This window comes from Burkholderia alba (assembly GCF_034721475.1).
Taxonomy (GTDB): domain Bacteria; phylum Pseudomonadota; class Gammaproteobacteria; order Burkholderiales; family Burkholderiaceae; genus Burkholderia; species Burkholderia alba.
Genome location: NZ_JAWJWL010000012.1, coordinates 182345 through 197757, shown reverse-complemented (window position 1 = coordinate 197757; position 15413 = coordinate 182345). Strand labels below are relative to the sequence as shown.

11 protein-coding genes are annotated in these 15413 nt (G+C 68.3%); 6 read left to right on the top strand and 5 right to left on the bottom strand.

Annotation, left to right across the window (positions count from 1 at the left end; all coding sequences use genetic code 11):
* The first annotated feature begins 3 nt into the window (after positions 1–3).
* Positions 4–1812: a pseudouridine synthase gene (locus RZR99_RS16090; protein WP_323120763.1), complete on the top strand. Its 1809-nt coding sequence runs from the start codon at positions 4–6 to the stop codon at positions 1810–1812.
* A gap of 72 nt (positions 1813–1884) precedes the next feature.
* Here RZR99_RS16090 and def read toward each other — a convergent pair whose 3' ends face one another.
* From def to RZR99_RS16065, 5 genes are all read right to left on the bottom strand, one after another.
* Complete coding sequence (gene def, locus RZR99_RS16085; protein ID WP_323120762.1) at positions 1885–2418, bottom strand: peptide deformylase; 534 nt, start codon at positions 2416–2418, stop codon at positions 1885–1887.
* On the bottom strand, positions 2415–4493 hold the full coding sequence (gene ligA, locus RZR99_RS16080) for an NAD-dependent DNA ligase LigA (protein WP_323120761.1): 2079 nt from the start codon (positions 4491–4493) through the stop codon (positions 2415–2417). The genes def and ligA overlap by 4 nt, the downstream gene beginning before the upstream one ends.
* A gap of 134 nt (positions 4494–4627) precedes the next feature.
* Positions 4628–5869, bottom strand: coding sequence for a cell division protein ZipA C-terminal FtsZ-binding domain-containing protein (locus RZR99_RS16075; protein ID WP_323120760.1), 1242 nt, complete (start codon positions 5867–5869; stop codon positions 4628–4630).
* Positions 5870–5944: 75 nt separating this feature from the next.
* Positions 5945–9463: a chromosome segregation protein SMC gene (smc, locus tag RZR99_RS16070; RefSeq protein WP_323120759.1), complete on the bottom strand. Its 3519-nt coding sequence runs from the start codon at positions 9461–9463 to the stop codon at positions 5945–5947.
* Positions 9464–9612: 149 nt separating this feature from the next.
* Positions 9613–10554 (bottom strand): DMT family transporter, encoded by a 942-nt coding sequence (locus RZR99_RS16065; protein WP_323120758.1) that lies wholly within the window; start codon positions 10552–10554, stop codon positions 9613–9615.
* A 223-nt stretch (positions 10555–10777) separates the two neighbouring features.
* Here RZR99_RS16065 and dapC point away from each other — a divergent pair, with 223 nt between their 5' ends.
* The 5 genes from dapC to prmB all read left to right on the top strand — a co-directional run bounded on the left by dapC (position 10778) and on the right by prmB (position 15400).
* Entirely contained in the window at positions 10778–11995 is a 1218-nt protein-coding gene (gene dapC / locus RZR99_RS16060) for a succinyldiaminopimelate transaminase (protein WP_323120757.1), read from the top strand.
* Positions 11996–12037: 42 nt separating this feature from the next.
* Positions 12038–12865: a 2,3,4,5-tetrahydropyridine-2,6-dicarboxylate N-succinyltransferase gene (dapD, locus tag RZR99_RS16055; RefSeq protein WP_323120756.1), complete on the top strand. Its 828-nt coding sequence runs from the start codon at positions 12038–12040 to the stop codon at positions 12863–12865.
* On the top strand, positions 12865–13233 hold the full coding sequence (locus RZR99_RS16050) for an ArsC family reductase (RefSeq protein WP_323120755.1): 369 nt from the start codon (positions 12865–12867) through the stop codon (positions 13231–13233). The genes dapD and RZR99_RS16050 overlap by 1 nt, the downstream gene beginning before the upstream one ends.
* Positions 13234–13325: 92 nt before the next feature.
* The gene (gene dapE, locus RZR99_RS16045) at positions 13326–14465 is read left to right on the top strand and encodes a succinyl-diaminopimelate desuccinylase (RefSeq protein WP_323120754.1); all 1140 of its coding nucleotides are present in this window, start codon (positions 13326–13328) and stop codon (positions 14463–14465) included.
* 20 nt (positions 14466–14485) lie between these two features.
* The gene (gene prmB, locus RZR99_RS16040; protein WP_323120753.1) at positions 14486–15400 is read left to right on the top strand and encodes a 50S ribosomal protein L3 N(5)-glutamine methyltransferase; all 915 of its coding nucleotides are present in this window, start codon (positions 14486–14488) and stop codon (positions 15398–15400) included.
* Positions 15401–15413: the final 13 nt, after the last annotated feature.

The window sequence follows — 15413 nt, the reverse complement described above, 5'->3', positions numbered from 1 at the left end:
TTTATGCGCACCAAATTGACCGTCAAGAATCCGCAGCCGGCGTCGCCGAGCCGCGCCCCCGTGCGCTCCGGCAGCCTCACCGGCCGCAAGCCGACGCGCCCGGCCGAGCCTGCCGCGGGCAGCAAGCCCGCCGGCGCGAAGAAGGCATTCGCGCAGAAGGCCGGCACCGGGACGAGCCGTCCGGGCGCGGATCGCGCGCCGGCGAAGCGCCCGGCCCGCGACGGCGGCGATGCGAAATCCGCCGGTCGAGGCGAGCGCGGTGAAGGTCGGCCGTTCCGTAGTGCCGATGGCAAACCGACGCCTCGTGGCGAACGCGGTGAAGGTCGATCGTTCCGCAGCGCCGACGGCAAACCGGCACCTCGTGGCGAACGCAGCGAAGGCCGGCCGTTCCGCAGCACCGACGGCAAACCGGCGCCTCGTGGCGAACGCAGCGAAGGCCGGCCGTTCCGTAGCGCCGACGGCAAACCTGCACCTCGTGGTGACCGCGGCGAAGGCCGGCCGTTCCGCAGCGCCGACGGCAAACCGGCGCCTCGTGGTGAACGCAGCGAAGGCCGCCCATTCCGCAGCGCCGACGGCAAACCGGCGCCTCGTGGCGAACGCAGCGAAGGCCGGCCGTTCCGCAGCACCGACGGCAAACCGGCACCTCGTGGCGAACGCAGCGAAGGCCGGCCGTTCCGCAGCGCCGACGGCAAACCGGCGCCTCGTGGCGAACGCAGCGAAGGCCGCCCATTCCGCAGCGCCGACGGCAAACCCGCCCCGCGCGGCGACCGCAGCGACAGCCGGCCTTACCGCAGCACGGAATCAAGCTCCGCCGGCGACAGAACCGGCCGCGACGACGAAGCGCGCCCGCGCCGCGCCGGCGTCAGCGCCGAAGGCGGCAAGCGAGCACCTTACCGCGGCGAAACGGCCGGCGCCGGAGGCGCGAAGCGCAGCTTCGGCGAGCGCCCCGCACGGGGCGCCGGCGCGTCCGACAAGCGCCCATCGGCGAACGCGGGCTTCAAGACCGCGCAACCCGTCAAGCGCCGCGCGCCCGATGTCGATCACGGCGACGAAACCGGGCTGCTGCGCCTGTCGAAGCGGATGTCCGAATTGGGCCTGTGCTCCCGCCGCGAAGCGGACGAATGGATCGAAAAAGGCTGGGTGCTGGTCGACGGCGAGCGCATCGACACGCTCGGCACCAAAGTACGCCCCGACCAGCATATCGAGATCGATGCCAACGCGCGTGCCGAGCAGGCCGCGCAGGTGACGATCCTGCTGCACAAGCCGGTAGGCTACGTATCCGGCCAGGCCGAAGACGGCTACCAGCCGGCGGCGACGCTGATCACGCGCGACAACCACTGGAGCGGCGACCGTTCCGCCCAGCGCTTCTCGCCGCATCACCTGCGCGCACTCGCGCCCGCCGGCCGTCTCGACATCGATTCGACCGGCCTGCTCGTGCTCACGCAAAACGGCCGGGTCGCGAAGCAACTGATCGGCGAACAGTCGGACATCGACAAGGAGTACCTGGTGCGGGTGCGCTTCGGCGAACGCCTTACCGAGATCGACCAGCACTTCCCGGCCGAAGCGCTGGCACAGTTGCGCCACGGTCTCGAACTCGACGGCGCGCCGCTCAAGCCCGCGATGGTGAGCTGGCAAAACGGCGAGCAGCTGCGTTTCGTGCTGCGCGAAGGCAAGAAGCGCCAGATCCGCCGGATGTGCGAACTGGTCGGTCTCGAGGTCATCGGCCTGAAGCGCGTCCGCATGGGGCACGTCATGCTGGGTGCGTTGCCGCAAGGCCAGTGGCGCTACCTGTCGGCGGACGAGTCGTTCTGAGCGCCCCGCCGCGCCATCCTGTAAAAACGCCCGCGAATGCGGGCGTTTTCATGTCCAGGCCGGCAGCGGCACTCAGTCGTCCGACTTCGGATCGAGCCCCGGGAACAGCACTTCGGTGAAGCCGAAGCGGGAAAAATCGGTGATCCGCATCGGATAAAGCTTCCCGATCAGATGGTCGTACTCATGCTGCACGACCCGCGCATGGAATCCCTCGGCGACCCGCTCGATCCGGTCGCCGAAGTGATCGAAGCCGCTGTAGCGCACCTTCAGATAGCGGCTCACCACACCGCGCATGCCCGGCACCGACAGACAACCCTCCCAGCCCTCCTCCATCTCGGGCGGCAGGTACTCGACGGTCGGATTGATCAGCACGGTCTCCGGCACCGGCGGCGCTTCCGGATAGCGCGCGCTGCTGCCGAAACCGAAGATGATGATCTGCAACCCTACGCCGATCTGCGGCGCAGCGAGCCCGGCGCCGTTCGCATGGTGCATCGTGTCGAACATGTCCGCGACGAGCTGATGCAACTCCGGCGTATCGAATGCCTCGACCGGCTTGGCGACTTCCAGCAAACGGGGATCGCCCATCTTCAGAATCTCGCGAATCATGGCGCGTGGCCCTCCAGTAATGTATGTAGTCCTGCTTCGTCCAGCACGGGGATGCCGAGCGCCTCGGCCTTGACGAGCTTGCTGCCCGCGTCGGCGCCCGCCACCACGTAATCGGTTTTCTTCGACACGGAGCCCGTCACCTTCGCGCCGGCCGCCTCGAGCATCTCCTTCGCGGCCTCGCGGGTCAGCGTGGGCAACGTGCCCGTCAGCACGACCGTCTTGCCCGCCAGCACCCCCTGCGGCGCCCGCGGCGCGGGCGGTCCCTCGGGCCAGCTGACCTTGCCCGGCGCGCGCAACTGCTCGATGACCGTCCGATTGTGCTCCTCGGCGAAGAACTGGCGGATCGATTCCGCGACGATCGGCCCGACATCGTTGACCTCGAGCAACGCTTCGATCGACGCATCCATGATCGGATCCAACGACCCGAAATGCTTCGCCAGATCCTTCGCGGTCGACTCGCCGACATGGCGGATGCCGAGCGCATAGATGAAGCGGTTGAGCGTCGTATGCTTCGCCTTTTCGAGCGAGTCGATCAGGTTCTGCGCCGATTTCTCGGCAAAACGATCCAGCTCCGCGAGCGTCGCGAAACCCAGGTTGAACAGGTCGGCCGGCGTACGCACGAGGTTCAGTTCGACCAGTTGATCGATGATCTTCTCGCCGAGCCCGTCGATGTCGAGCGCGCGGCGCTGCGCGAAATGCCACAGCGCCTGCTTGCGCTGCGCCGGACAGAACAGGCCGCCCGTGCAGCGCGCGATCGCCTCGTCGGGCAGGCGCTCGATCCGCGAACCGCACACCGGGCATTCGGTCGGCATCACGAATTCGGCCGCGTCGGCAGGCCGGCGCTCCAGCAGCGCCGACACCACTTCCGGAATCACGTCGCCCGCGCGGCGCACGATCACCGTATCGCCGATCCGGATATCCTTGCGGCGTACCTCGTCCTCGTTGTGCAGCGTCGCATTCGTGACGGTCGCGCCGCCCACGAACACCGGCTCGAGCCGGGCAACCGGCGTGATCGCGCCGGTACGGCCCACCTGCACGTCGATCGCGACGAGCGTCGTCAACGCTTCCTGCGCGGGAAATTTGTGCGCGAGCGCGAAGCGCGGCGCGCGCGACACGAAGCCGAGCCGCTCCTGCTCGTCGCGCGGATTCACCTTGTAGACGACTCCGTCGATGTCGTACGGCAACGACTCGCGTTTCGCGCCGACCGCTTGGAAAAACGCGAGCAGGCCCGCCACGCCGTGGACCACCGCGCGTTCGCGGTTTACCGGCAAGCCGAGCCCTTCGTACCAGTCGAGCAGCCCGCTGTGGGTCGCCGGCATCTCGACGCCTTCCAGCACCCCGATCCCGTACGCGAAGAACGACAGCGGCCGCTGCGCGGTGATCTTCGGGTCGAGCTGGCGCAGGCTGCCCGCCGCCGCGTTGCGCGGATTCGCGAATTCGCGCTGCTCCGCCGCGCGCTGGCGGTCGTTCAAGCGCGCGAAATCGCGCTTGAACATCAGCACCTCGCCGCGCACGTCGAGCACGGCCGGAATCCGGTCACCCTTCAGCCGGAGCGGAATCGAACGGACCGTGCGGATATTCTCGGTGACGTCCTCGCCCGTGGTGCCGTCGCCGCGCGTCGACGCCTGCACGAACACCCCCTGCTCATAGCGCAGCGAGATCGCAAGGCCGTCGAATTTCAGCTCGCATGCGTATTCGACGGGATCGATGGCCGTGCCGGCCAGATCCGCCGGGGCCTTGCCGAGCGCGTCGGACACCCGCTTGTCGAACGCGACGATGTCCTCGTCGGCGAAACCGTTGTTGAGCGACAGCATCGGCGCGGCGTGCACGACCGGCGTGAAGCCGTTCGCCACCTCGCCGCCGACCCGCTGGGTGGGCGATTCCGGGACGATCAGATCGGGGTGGTCCGCTTCGAGCTGCTGCAGCTCGCGGAACAGCCGGTCGTACTCCGCGTCGGGGAGATCCGGCTGGTCCAGCACGTAATACGCGTGATTCGCGCGTTCGAGTTCGGCGCGCAGCCACGCAGCCCGTTCGGGCGGCTGGCTGGCTGGCGGTTCAACGGGGGGTCGGGCCATGCTGGCGACACTTTCTCATCAAGACAATCAGGTGAAGATTATCTCAGGTCGGGCCCGCTTGAGCATCGTTTGAATCGACGCGATCCGGCCTCCGGCGCACGGCGCCCCGCCGGACCCGGCGATGCGCGGCGGCGTTACTGGCTGAACAGGCGGCGCGTGACCGGCGAGCCCGCCGGAATACCCGCTTCCTCGAGCTTCGCGTACAGCTTCATCAGCTGCTGCTCGATCGCGAGCAGGGTCGATTCGGGCAGCGGTCGACGCTGATCGTCAACCACGCGCGCGCCGATCCGCTCGGACAGCGACTTCGCGTAGTCGCACATCAGCCGGAACGGCAGGATGTCCTCTTCGGCGACCGGCACGTCGAGCACCAGCGTGATCATGTTGCCGCCCTTGTAGGTCAGGTCGTCGCGCAGGAAGTTGGTATCGCCGAACTGCAGCATGAAGACCGGGTTCTGCCGCGCGTCGAGCTTGACGAAGCGGGTGCCGTCGCGCGACAGCAGCAGCCCGTCCTGCGACGCGACCGCCTGTACGTAGTTGGCGGACCACGGCGCGCCGTCCGACATCACGTTGATCGACAGCTGAGCGTCGCATTGCGCGGCGAAGCCGTCGAGCTCGCGCGCCATCGCCACGGTCTCCAGCATGTCGGGAAATTCCGGTGCGCCGTCGATCGTGTCGGCGAACTGCTGGACGCCCGTCACGAACTCGGAGAACTCCAGTTCGTTCAGCGGGCCGCTGCGGTTCGCCAGCTGGGCCGCGGCGTGCAACTCCTCGTAGCGGACGCCGTTCTGCAGCAACTCCCAGCCGCTGCCGCCTTCCGGCTTGCCTTCGATGTGGACCGGCTTGCTGCCCGCGCGGCGCAGCCGCTGCGCGGCCGGCAGGATCTTTTCGCCCGCCAGCGGGCCGGTGAGACGGATCGGCACGATGCAGTCGATGCGGCGATCGACGATCGCGGGCGGTGCCGCCGAGATCGTCGTCGCGGCGGGCAGCACCGGTTCGATCGGCGCGTGCGCGCCGTCTTCATGCGCGCCACCCTCGGCCAGCACCGCGCCGGCGTCGCCGTTCACCGAGGTCGCCTCGGCCTGGAGATCGGCCGGCGTATCGGCGGGCGCGACGCCGCCGAAGGTCGGCTCCACGCGCGCGACATCCTCGCTCTGCGCCGGTGCCGCGGCGGCGTCTCGCCGCGCGGGCTGACGCACCGGCTCGATGAACGGCGCCTCCTCGTCACGCTCCTGGCGCGCCAGGGTCTCCGCCGCTTCGGGCGGCATCGGGCGCGGCATCTTGCGGCGCACCTTCGCCCCCTGCCACACGTTGTAGACCACCACGCCACCGACCACGACGGCGCCCGCGCCGATCAACCCGAGTGTCAACTCGTCCATGCATGCTCCATCAGCGATTCTTTTTCATTCGGCGGCCGAACGGGCGCCGCTGCGCCACGCGTTCGCCGCAACCCGTCAAACGATATTCTGGGCAAATCCGGCGGCCGTTTCCATGTCGACCGCCACGATCCGCGACACGCCCTGCTCCTGCATCGTCACGCCAATCAGCTGCTGCGCCATCTCCATCGCGATCTTGTTGTGCGAAATGAAGAGGAACTGCGTCTTGGCCGACATCGCGCGCACCAGATTCGCGAAGCGCTCGGTATTCGCATCGTCGAGCGGCGCGTCCACCTCGTCCAGCAGACAGAACGGCGCGGGATTCAACTGGAACATCGCGAACACCAGCGCGGTCGCCGTCAGCGCCTTCTCGCCGCCCGACAGCAGGTGGATGGTGGCGTTCTTCTTGCCCGGCGGCTGCGCCATCACCTGCACGCCGGCGTCGAGAATCTCGTCGCCCGTCATGATGAGCTTCGCCTGGCCGCCGCCGAACAAGCGCGGGAATAGGTCGCTGAAATGCCGGTTCACCTCGTCGAAGGTGCCCTGCAGCAGCGTGCGGGTTTCCTGATCGATCTTGTGGATCGCGTCCTCGAGCGTATTGATCGCGTTCGTGAGGTCGGCCGATTGCACGTCGAGGAAGATCTTGCGTTCGCTCGCGGCGGCCAGCTCGTCGAGCGCCGCCATGTTGACGGGGCCGAGGGCCGCGACCGCGTTGTTGATCCGCGTGACTTCGCCCTGCAGGTACGACGGCTTGAGATCCGGCGTGAGCTTCGCCTGCAGCGCCGCCTCGTCGACCTCGGCCGCGGCCAACTGCTCGGCGAACTGCTCGCCCGACAGCCGCGCCGCCTGCTCCTTCAGCTGCAGCTCGGTGATGCGATCGCGCAGCGGCTGCAACGACCGTTCGGCCGCCAGGCGGGTTTCGTCGGACGCGCGCAGCTTCGCCGTCAGATCGTCGAGCTCCAGCCGTGCGGCGGCGAGCAGCGCCTCTTTCGCGGCGCGCACCTCGAGCGCTGCCTGGAGGCCGGTGTGCGCGGTCTGCTCGTTGATGGTTTCGAGTTCCGCGCGGGCATCCTCGAGCGACACGGCCACCCGCTCGCTCTGATCGTGCGCGATCTGGATGCTGCGTTTCAGTTCCTCGATCCGGTTCGCCGAATTGCGCGCCGCGAAGCGCGCGTCGTTCGCCGCGCGCTCGAGATCGCGCGCCTGCTGACGCGCCGCGCTCAGCGTTTCGTCGAGCGCCTCGAACGCCAGCTGGTTATCCTCGAAGCGCGCCTGCAACTCGGCCAGCTCGCCGTCGTGGCGTTCGAAATTCGCTTCCGATTCGGCGCGCAGCGCACGCTGCTCTTCGATCTGAGCGCCGATTTCCTCGAGCTCCTCGCGGATCTGCGTACTGCGCTGCGTGTAGCGTTCGTGCGCCTGTGCGAGTTTCAGCACGTCCATCTGCAGCGCGTGGACGCGCTGCGTCGCGCGCTCGGCCTGCGCGCGCACGTCGGTCAGCGCCTGCGACGCCTGCGTATGCGCCGCTTCCGCACGGATCGCGGCCGCCTTCGCCTCGTCGGCCAGCAGCGCCTGCGCGCGCACCTGACGCGTCAGGTTCTCGATCTCCTGCTGGCGCGCGAGCATGCCCGCCTGCTCGGAGTCGGCCGCGTACAGCTGCACGCCCGAGCGCGTGACCAGATGGCCCGCCTTCACGACGAACGCACCGCCCGCCGGGAGTTGCGCGCGCGCGGCGAGCGCCTGCGCGAGATCGTCGGCGATGAATACGGAACCGAGCCAGTCGTTCAGCACCGCGCGCAGCCCCGCGTCGTCGATGCGCAGCAGCGACAGCACGGGACGCAGCGCGGCCGGCGCGGCAAGCGGCTCGCCCGCGGGCGGCGGCGCGTAGAACGCGAGCTTCGCGGGCGGCGCGTCGGTCGCGAACGCCTTGACCCACTCGAGATTCGACACCTCGAGCGCCGCCAGGCGCTCGCGCAGCACGGCCTCGAGCGCGGCTTCCCAACCGGCCTCGACGTGCAGTTTCTTCCACAGACGCGGCAGCGCGCCCAGTTCGTGCTTGTCGAGCCACGGCTGGATCTTGCCTTCCGTCTGGACGTTTTCCTGCAGTTGCCGGAGCGCGGCAAGCCGCGCCTCGAGCTGGTGAATCTGCGCGCTTTCAGCTTGTACGCGCTCGTGCGCGGCGCGGCGGTCGGCGTCGAGACGCGGCAGGGTTTCCTGCGCATCCGCGAGACGCCCCTGCGCATCGGCGAGTATTTCCTCGTGCTCGGCAAGCTGCATCCGCTGCTCCTCGAGCTGCGCCTCGTCCGGCGCGTCGAGTCCGCCCGCTTCGGTCTTGAGCCGCTCGTGACGCTGCTGCAATTGCTGCAACTGCTGGTCGGCGTTGCGCTGATGCGCGGCTTCCAGCTTCAGCGCCTGCTCGGTTTGCGCGATCCGGCCGCGTTCGTCGTTCAGTTGCGTCTGCGCGTCGCGCCAGCGCGTCTCGAACGCGGGAAGCGCATCATGCTTCGCCGCCGCGTCGTCTTCCGCCAGCGCCGCCTTCTCGTCGGCCACCGCGCGCGCTTCCTCGGCCTCTTCCAGGTCGCCCTGGGCCTTTTCCGCCTGGGCCTGCCACTGCTCGCGCTGCGCGGTCAGCGCCGCGATCTGCGCCTGCACGCGATTGCGCGACTCGACGATGAATTTGATCTCGGCCTCGAGGCGGCTCACCTCGGCATTCGCCTCATACAGCGAACCCTGCGCACCCTGCATCGAATCGCTCGCCGCATAGTGCGCGACCCGCAGCGTCTCGAGTTGGGCCTCGACCTCGCGCAGTCTGGCCGTCTGGGCCTCGAGGTCGATCTGCGCCTGCTCGATCGCTCGCTGCTGCCGCTCCTGCTCGCCGCCGGCTTCGTTCTTGCGCAACAGCCACAACAGGCGCTGCTTTTCCTCGCCGTCGCCGACCAGTTCCTTGTACTTCGTCGCGACCACCGCCTGCGCCTCGAGCTTCTCGAGGTTCGCGCCGAGCTCGCGGACGATGTCCTCGACCCGCGTCAGGTTCTCGCGCGTGTCGTGCAGACGGTTTTCCGTCTCGCGGCGGCGCTCCTTGTACTTCGACACACCCGCGGCTTCCTCCAGGAACACCCGCAGCTCTTCCGGTTTCGCCTCGATGATCCGCGCGATCATGCCCTGGCCGATGATCGCGTACGCGCGCGGCCCGAGCCCCGTGCCGAGGAAGATGTCCTGGATGTCACGGCGGCGCGCCGGCAGGTTGTTGATGTAGTAGCTCGACGTGCCGTCTCGCGTCAGCACGCGCTTCACGGCGATTTCGCCGTACTGGCCCCATTGGCCCGCCGCGCGTCCGTCGGAGTTGTCGAAGATCAGTTCGACGCTGGCCCGGCTACCGGGCTTGCGAGCGGTCGAACCGTTGAAGATCACGTCCTGCATCGATTCGCCGCGCAGCTCGGAGGCGCGCGATTCGCCGAGCACCCAGCGCACGGCATCGATGATGTTGGACTTGCCGCACCCGTTCGGGCCGACCACGCCGACGAGCTGGCCCGGAACCTGAAAATGCGTGGGATCGACGAAAGATTTGAAGCCAGCGAGTTTGATCGAGCTCAGACGCACGGCGGTATCGGTATTGAATAAAGTGAAACGGACGGGAACAGGTGACGCAACGCGCTAACCGGCCTGCCGGCCGACGCGCGCGGCGCACGCCCCAAGATTCGAAAAACGGGGCCGTGCTGTCAAGCATGCGGCCCCGCGTACTGCGGCAATCATACCATCGCGCGTGCGCCGTCCCGAGGGTCGGCGGGATTGCGGTGAGTTGCCGGGGCCCGGTGGACGCGGCTCGACAGCAAGGTGGCGAGCACGATGCACGCGCCCCCCGCCCATTCGCGCGCGCCGGGCAATTCGTTGGCAAAAAGCCACGCCGACAGCGCCGTGATGATGATTTCGAACAGCATGATGATCGACGCCCGGTTCGCGGCCACCCGCGCAAGCCCGTACTGGACCAGCAGATTGTTCGACGCGACCGTGATCCCGATGCCCGCGACCAGCAGCGCGGCGACGCCCAGGTGCGCGCCGGCGGGCACGGGCGGCAGCCCTTCGACCAGCGCGGCGGCCGCGCCGAGCACGGCCGCGCCGCCGAAGAGCGTCGCCGTGCGCATTTCCGCCTTCATCTCAGGCAGTTCCCGGCTCATTTTCACGACCAGCACATTGCTCATCGCGAAACTCATGCCGGCAACGAGGCCCGCCCATTCGGCCGGGTTGGCCGGCAGCGGGATGCCGAGCCGCGGCGACCAGAGCATCAGCACCGCGCCGCTGATCGACAGCAGCGCAAGGCCCGCCCCCGCCCAGCTCATCCGTTCGCCGAGCATGAAGTGCGCGTAGATCGCCGTCCATGCCGGCGTCAGATAGAAGAGCAGCATCACGCGTAGTACTTCGCCGTGGATCGTGCCCCAGACGAAGCCCAGATTGGTGATGCCCGCCGCCACGCCCAGCGCGGGCAGCAGCCAGTGCCAGCGGACCGTCGCGACCGACCGGCGGCGCAGCAGCAGCACGAACGCGCAGGCGACGAAGCTCGTGAGCGCGCTGGCGGCCGTCCCCGTCACGCCGAGTGAGGCCAGGATCCGCAGCGGATACCAGATCAGGCCCCATACCGAAGCGCCAATCAGAATTGCAAGCGTCGGCAGCCCGGCGCGTCCCTCGTGACTCATGTGAACCGATATCCCTTGCTGATGTGAAGCACACCGTCTTCCGGCCTGCCGTGACGGCTGGCCGTCACGCTATAATCTCCAACCACCGCGGCTCCATCCGAGCCGCGCCCCGCCGCGCCGCCACTCGCCGCGCGCCGTGCCGGTTTAGCCCGGCTCCGCTGTTTTTCGCCCAAACCGGCCCGCTCGCGCGGGCCACCGATCGGCCCCGTGCGCCGCCCAGCCCGTGAATCCACGTCTCGACACGCTTCAGCCCTACCCGTTCGAAAAGCTCCGCGCGCTTTTCAAGGATGCGACGCCGCCCGCCGGCCTGCGCGCGATCAGCTTCGGCATCGGCGAACCCAAGCACCCGACGCCCGCGCTGATCCGCGACGCCGCGGCGGCCGCCCTCGACGGCCTCGCGTCGTATCCGGCCACGGCCGGCACCGATGCGCTGCGCGCGTCGATTGCGCGCTGGCTCGAGCGCCGCTACGGGCTGCCCGCCGTCGATGCCGCGACGCAGGTGCTGCCCGCATCGGGCTCGCGCGAGGCGCTGTTCTCGCTCGCGCAAACGGTGGTCGACCCGGCGACGCGCGCCGACGGCAAGAAGGCGATCGTACTCTGTCCGAATCCTTTCTATCAAATCTATGAAGGCGCGGCGCTGCTCGCGGGCGCCGAACCGTACTTCGTCAACAGCGATCCCGCCCGCAACTATGCGCCCGATTATTCGGCCGTCCCCGAGGATGTCTGGGCGCGCACCCAGTTGCTCTACGTCTGCTCGCCCGGCAATCCGACGGGGGCCGTGTTGACGCTCGACGACTGGCGCGAGCTGTTCACGCTGTCCGACCGGCACGGTTTCGTGATCGCGTCCGACGAATGCTATTCGGAGATCTATTTCGACGAAGCGGCGCCGCCGCTCGGCGGGCTCGAAGCCGCACACCGGCTCGGCCGCGGCTTCGAGCGGCTCGTGATGCTGTCCAGCCTGTCGAAGCGCTCGAACGTGCCCGGCATGCGTTCCGGCTTCGTCGCGGGCGACGCCGCGCTGCTCAAGCGGTTCCTGCTGTACCGCACCTACCACGGCGCGGCGCTGTCGCCCGTCTACCAGCAGGCAAGCATCGCCGCGTGGGCGGACGAGGCCCACGTGCGCGACAATCGCGCGCTCTACCTGCAGAAATTCACCACCGTGACGCCGCTGCTCGCCGAGGTCGTCGACGTCCGGCTGCCGGACGCCGCGTTCTACCTGTGGGCGAACGTGTCGCGCACGGGCCTGTCGGACACCGAGTTCGCGCGGCGCCTGTACGCCGACTATAATGTCACCGTCCTGCCGGGCTCATACCTCGCCCGCGACGCGCACGGCGCGAACCCGGGCCGCGATTTCATCCGGATCGCGCTCGTCGCCGGTACCGCCGAGTGCGTCGAAGGCGCGCAACGCATCGTCGAGTTCTGCCGCGGCCTCGCCGCCTGACGCTCCGGTCCATTCATCATCCACGTCCAGCAAGCCACCAACATGTCGCAACAACTTCAGCAAATCATCGATAACGCCTGGGAAAACCGCGCGGAGCTGTCGCCCAAGGCCGCGCCCGCCGAAGTGCGCGACGCCGTCGCGCACGCGCTCGAGCAGCTCGACAAGGGTCAGCTGCGCGTCGCCGAAAAGCAAGGCGGCGACTGGATCGTTCATCAATGGCTGAAGAAAGCCGTGCTGCTGTCGTTCCGTCTGGAAGACAACGCGCCGATGCCGGCGGGCGGCTATTCGCAGTTCTACGACAAGGTGCCGTCGAAGTTCGCGAATTACACGGCCGAGGATTTCGCCGCCGGCGGCTTCCGCGTGGTGCCGCCCGCAATCGCGCGCCGCGGCTCGTTCATCGCGAAGAACGTCGTGCTGATGCCGTCGTACACGAACATCGGCGCGTACGTCGACGAAGGCACGATGGTCGACACCTGGGCCACCGTCGGTTCGTGCGCGCAGATCGGCAAGAACGTCCATCTGTCGGGCGGCGTCGGTATCGGCGGCGTGCTGGAGCCGCTCCAGGCGAACCCCGTCATCATCGAAGACAACTGCTTCATCGGCGCGCGCTCGGAAGTGGTCGAAGGCGTGATCGTCGAGGAAAACTCGGTGATCTCGATGGGCGTGTACCTCGGCCAGAGCACCAAGATCTACGACCGCGAGACCGGCGAAGTCAGCTACGGCCGCATCCCGGCAGGCTCGGTGGTGGTCGCGGGCAACCTGCCGTCGAAGGACGGCTCGCACAGCCTGTATTGCGCGGTGATCGTCAAGAAGGTGGACGCGAAGACCCGCGCGAAGGTCGGCCTGAACGAGCTGCTGCGAGGCGACTGATGGCCCGTCCGCGCACCATCGTCGTCTACGGCATCCCGAACTGCGACACCGTGAAGAAGGCCCGCGTCTGGCTCGACGAGCACGGCGTCGAGTTCGAATTCCACGACTTCAAGAAAGCCGGCGTCACCGCGCCGCTCGTGCAGGACTGGCTGAAGGACGTGTCGCTCGACGCGCTCCTGAACCGGCGCGGCACGACCTGGCGCGGCCTGTCCGACGACATGAAGGCAGCCGCCGAAACGCCGGCGGGCGCGATCGCGCTGATGATCCACAAGCCGTCCGTGATCAAGCGGCCGGTGCTTGTCGTCAACGGGCGCGTGAAAGCGCTCGGTTTCGCCGCCGACCAGTACGCCGAGCTGTTCGCCGCTTGAAGTTTGAGCCGCGCGGCCCGCGCCCCGGGCCGGCGAACGCAACACCCTGCCGGCCGCCGCGCCGGCATTTTTTATCGAAAGTGGTCCGAACCATGTCCGCCACCCTAGCCCTTACCGAACAGCTGATCGCCCGCGCGTCCGTCACGCCGGACGATCAGCATTGCCAGCAGATCCTGACCGACCGGCTCGCCGTGCTCGGCTTCGAATGCGAAACCATCGCGTCGCACGGCGTGACCAACCTGTGGGCGGTCAAGCGCGGCACCGATGGCCGCGACGGCAAGCTGCTCGCGTTCGCGGGCCACACCGACGTCGTCCCCACCGGCCCGCTCGAGCAATGGTCGTCGCCGCCGTTCGTGCCCGCGCATCGCGACGGCAAGCTGTTCGGCCGCGGCGCCGCCGACATGAAAACCTCGCTCGCGGGCTTCGTCGTCGCGTCGGAGGAATTCGTCGCCGCCCATCCGGCGCATCGCGGCTCGATCGCCTTCCTGATCACGAGCGACGAGGAAGGCCCCGCCACCGACGGCACCGTCAAGGTGGTCGAAACGCTGCAAGCGCGCGGCGAGCGGCTCGACTACTGCATCGTCGGCGAACCGACGTCGACCGCCGCGCTCGGCGACGTCGTGAAGAACGGCCGCCGCGGCTCCATGTCGGGCGACCTCGTCGTCAAGGGCGTGCAAGGCCACATCGCCTATCCGCACCTCGCGAAGAACCCGATCCATCTGCTTGCGCCCGCGCTCGCCGAACTGGCCGCCGAGCACTGGGACGAAGGCAACGAATATTTTCCGCCGACCACCTGGCAGGTATCGAATCTGCACGCCGGCACGGGCGCCACCAACGTGATCCCGGGTCACGCCGAGCTGCTGTTCAACTTCCGCTTTTCGACCGCGAGCACGGTCGAGGGCCTGCAGCGCCGCGTGCATGCGATCCTCGACAAGCACCAGCTCGACTACGACCTGCGCTGGTCGGTCAGCGGCCTGCCGTTCCTCACGCCGCGCGGCGATCTGTCGAATGCGCTCGAAGCCGCGATCCGCGCGGAAACGGGCCTCACGACCGAACTGTCGACGACGGGCGGCACGTCCGACGGCCGCTTCATCGCGCGCATCTGCCCGCAGGTCATCGAGTTCGGCCCGCCGAACGGCAGCATCCACAAGATCGACGAACATATCGAAGTGCGTTTCATCGACCCGCTCAAGAACGTGTACCGCCGGGTGCTCGAACAACTGATCGCATAAAACGCCTAACGGATCCGCCCATGACGACCCAACCCTTCAAGACCGTCCGCGACCTGGTGCGCTACGCCGTGTCGCGCTTCTCGCAGGCCCAGCTTGCGTTCGGCCACGGCTCGGACAATGCGTACGACGAAGCCGCCTACCTCGTGCTGCATACGCTGCACTTGCCGCTCGATACGCTCGAGCCGTTCTTCGACGCGCGCCTGCGGCCCGACGAGATCGACGCCGTGCTGGCCGTCATCGAGCGCCGCGCCGCCGATCGCGTCCCGGCCGCCTACCTGACGAAGGAAGCGTGGATGCACGGCCATCGCTTCTACGTCGACGAACGCGTGATCGTGCCGCGCTCGTTCATCGGCGAGTTGCTCGACGACGGCCTGCAACCGTATGTCACCGACCCGGAACACGTCGGCGCGGTGCTCGAGCTGTGCACGGGCTCAGGCTGCCTCGCGATTCTCTTGGCCGGAGCGTTCCCGAACGCCGACATCGATGCGGTCGACCTGTCGGCCGGCGCGCTGGAAGTCGCGGAAATCAACCGCCGAGACTACGGCCTCGAGGATCGCATCGCCTTCTATCACGGCGATCTCTACACGCCGCTGCCGCAGTTCAAGACGATTGATCCGGAACAGCGCTACGACGTGATCCTCACCAATCCGCCCTACGTCAACGCCGCGTCGATGGATGCGCTGCCGCCAGAGTACCGTCACGAACCCGACATGGCGCTCGCGGGCGGCGCGGACGGCATGGACATCGTGCGCCGCATCATCCAGGATGCGCGCCGCTGGCTGAAGGAGGACGGCGTGCTCGTCGTCGAGATCGGCAACGAGCGCTCGAACGTGGAAGCCGCGTTCGGCGGCCTCGATCTGATCTGGCTGCCGACCAGCGCCGGCGACGACAGCGTGTTCCTGATCCACGCGGCCGACCTTCCCGCCACCGCCTGAGCCGCGACTTCGC

Bases quoted from the DNA above. Each gene is read 5' to 3' on its own strand.
- RZR99_RS16090 (WP_323120763.1), top strand. From the start codon at position 4: ATGCGCACCAAATTGACCGTCAAGAATCCGCAGCCGGCGTCGCCGAGC.
- def (WP_323120762.1), bottom strand. From the start codon at position 2,418: ATGATTCGCGAGATTCTGAAGATGGGCGATCCCCGTTTGCTGGAAGTC.
- ligA (WP_323120761.1), bottom strand. From the start codon at position 4,493: ATGGCCCGACCCCCCGTTGAACCGCCAGCCAGCCAGCCGCCCGAACGG.
- RZR99_RS16075 (WP_323120760.1), bottom strand. From the start codon at position 5,869: ATGGACGAGTTGACACTCGGGTTGATCGGCGCGGGCGCCGTCGTGGTC.
- RZR99_RS16065 (WP_323120758.1), bottom strand. From the start codon at position 10,554: ATGAGTCACGAGGGACGCGCCGGGCTGCCGACGCTTGCAATTCTGATT.
- dapD (WP_323120756.1), top strand. From the start codon at position 12,038: ATGTCGCAACAACTTCAGCAAATCATCGATAACGCCTGGGAAAACCGC.
- RZR99_RS16050 (WP_323120755.1), top strand. From the start codon at position 12,865: ATGGCCCGTCCGCGCACCATCGTCGTCTACGGCATCCCGAACTGCGAC.
- dapE (WP_323120754.1), top strand. From the start codon at position 13,326: ATGTCCGCCACCCTAGCCCTTACCGAACAGCTGATCGCCCGCGCGTCC.
- prmB (WP_323120753.1), top strand. From the start codon at position 14,486: ATGACGACCCAACCCTTCAAGACCGTCCGCGACCTGGTGCGCTACGCC.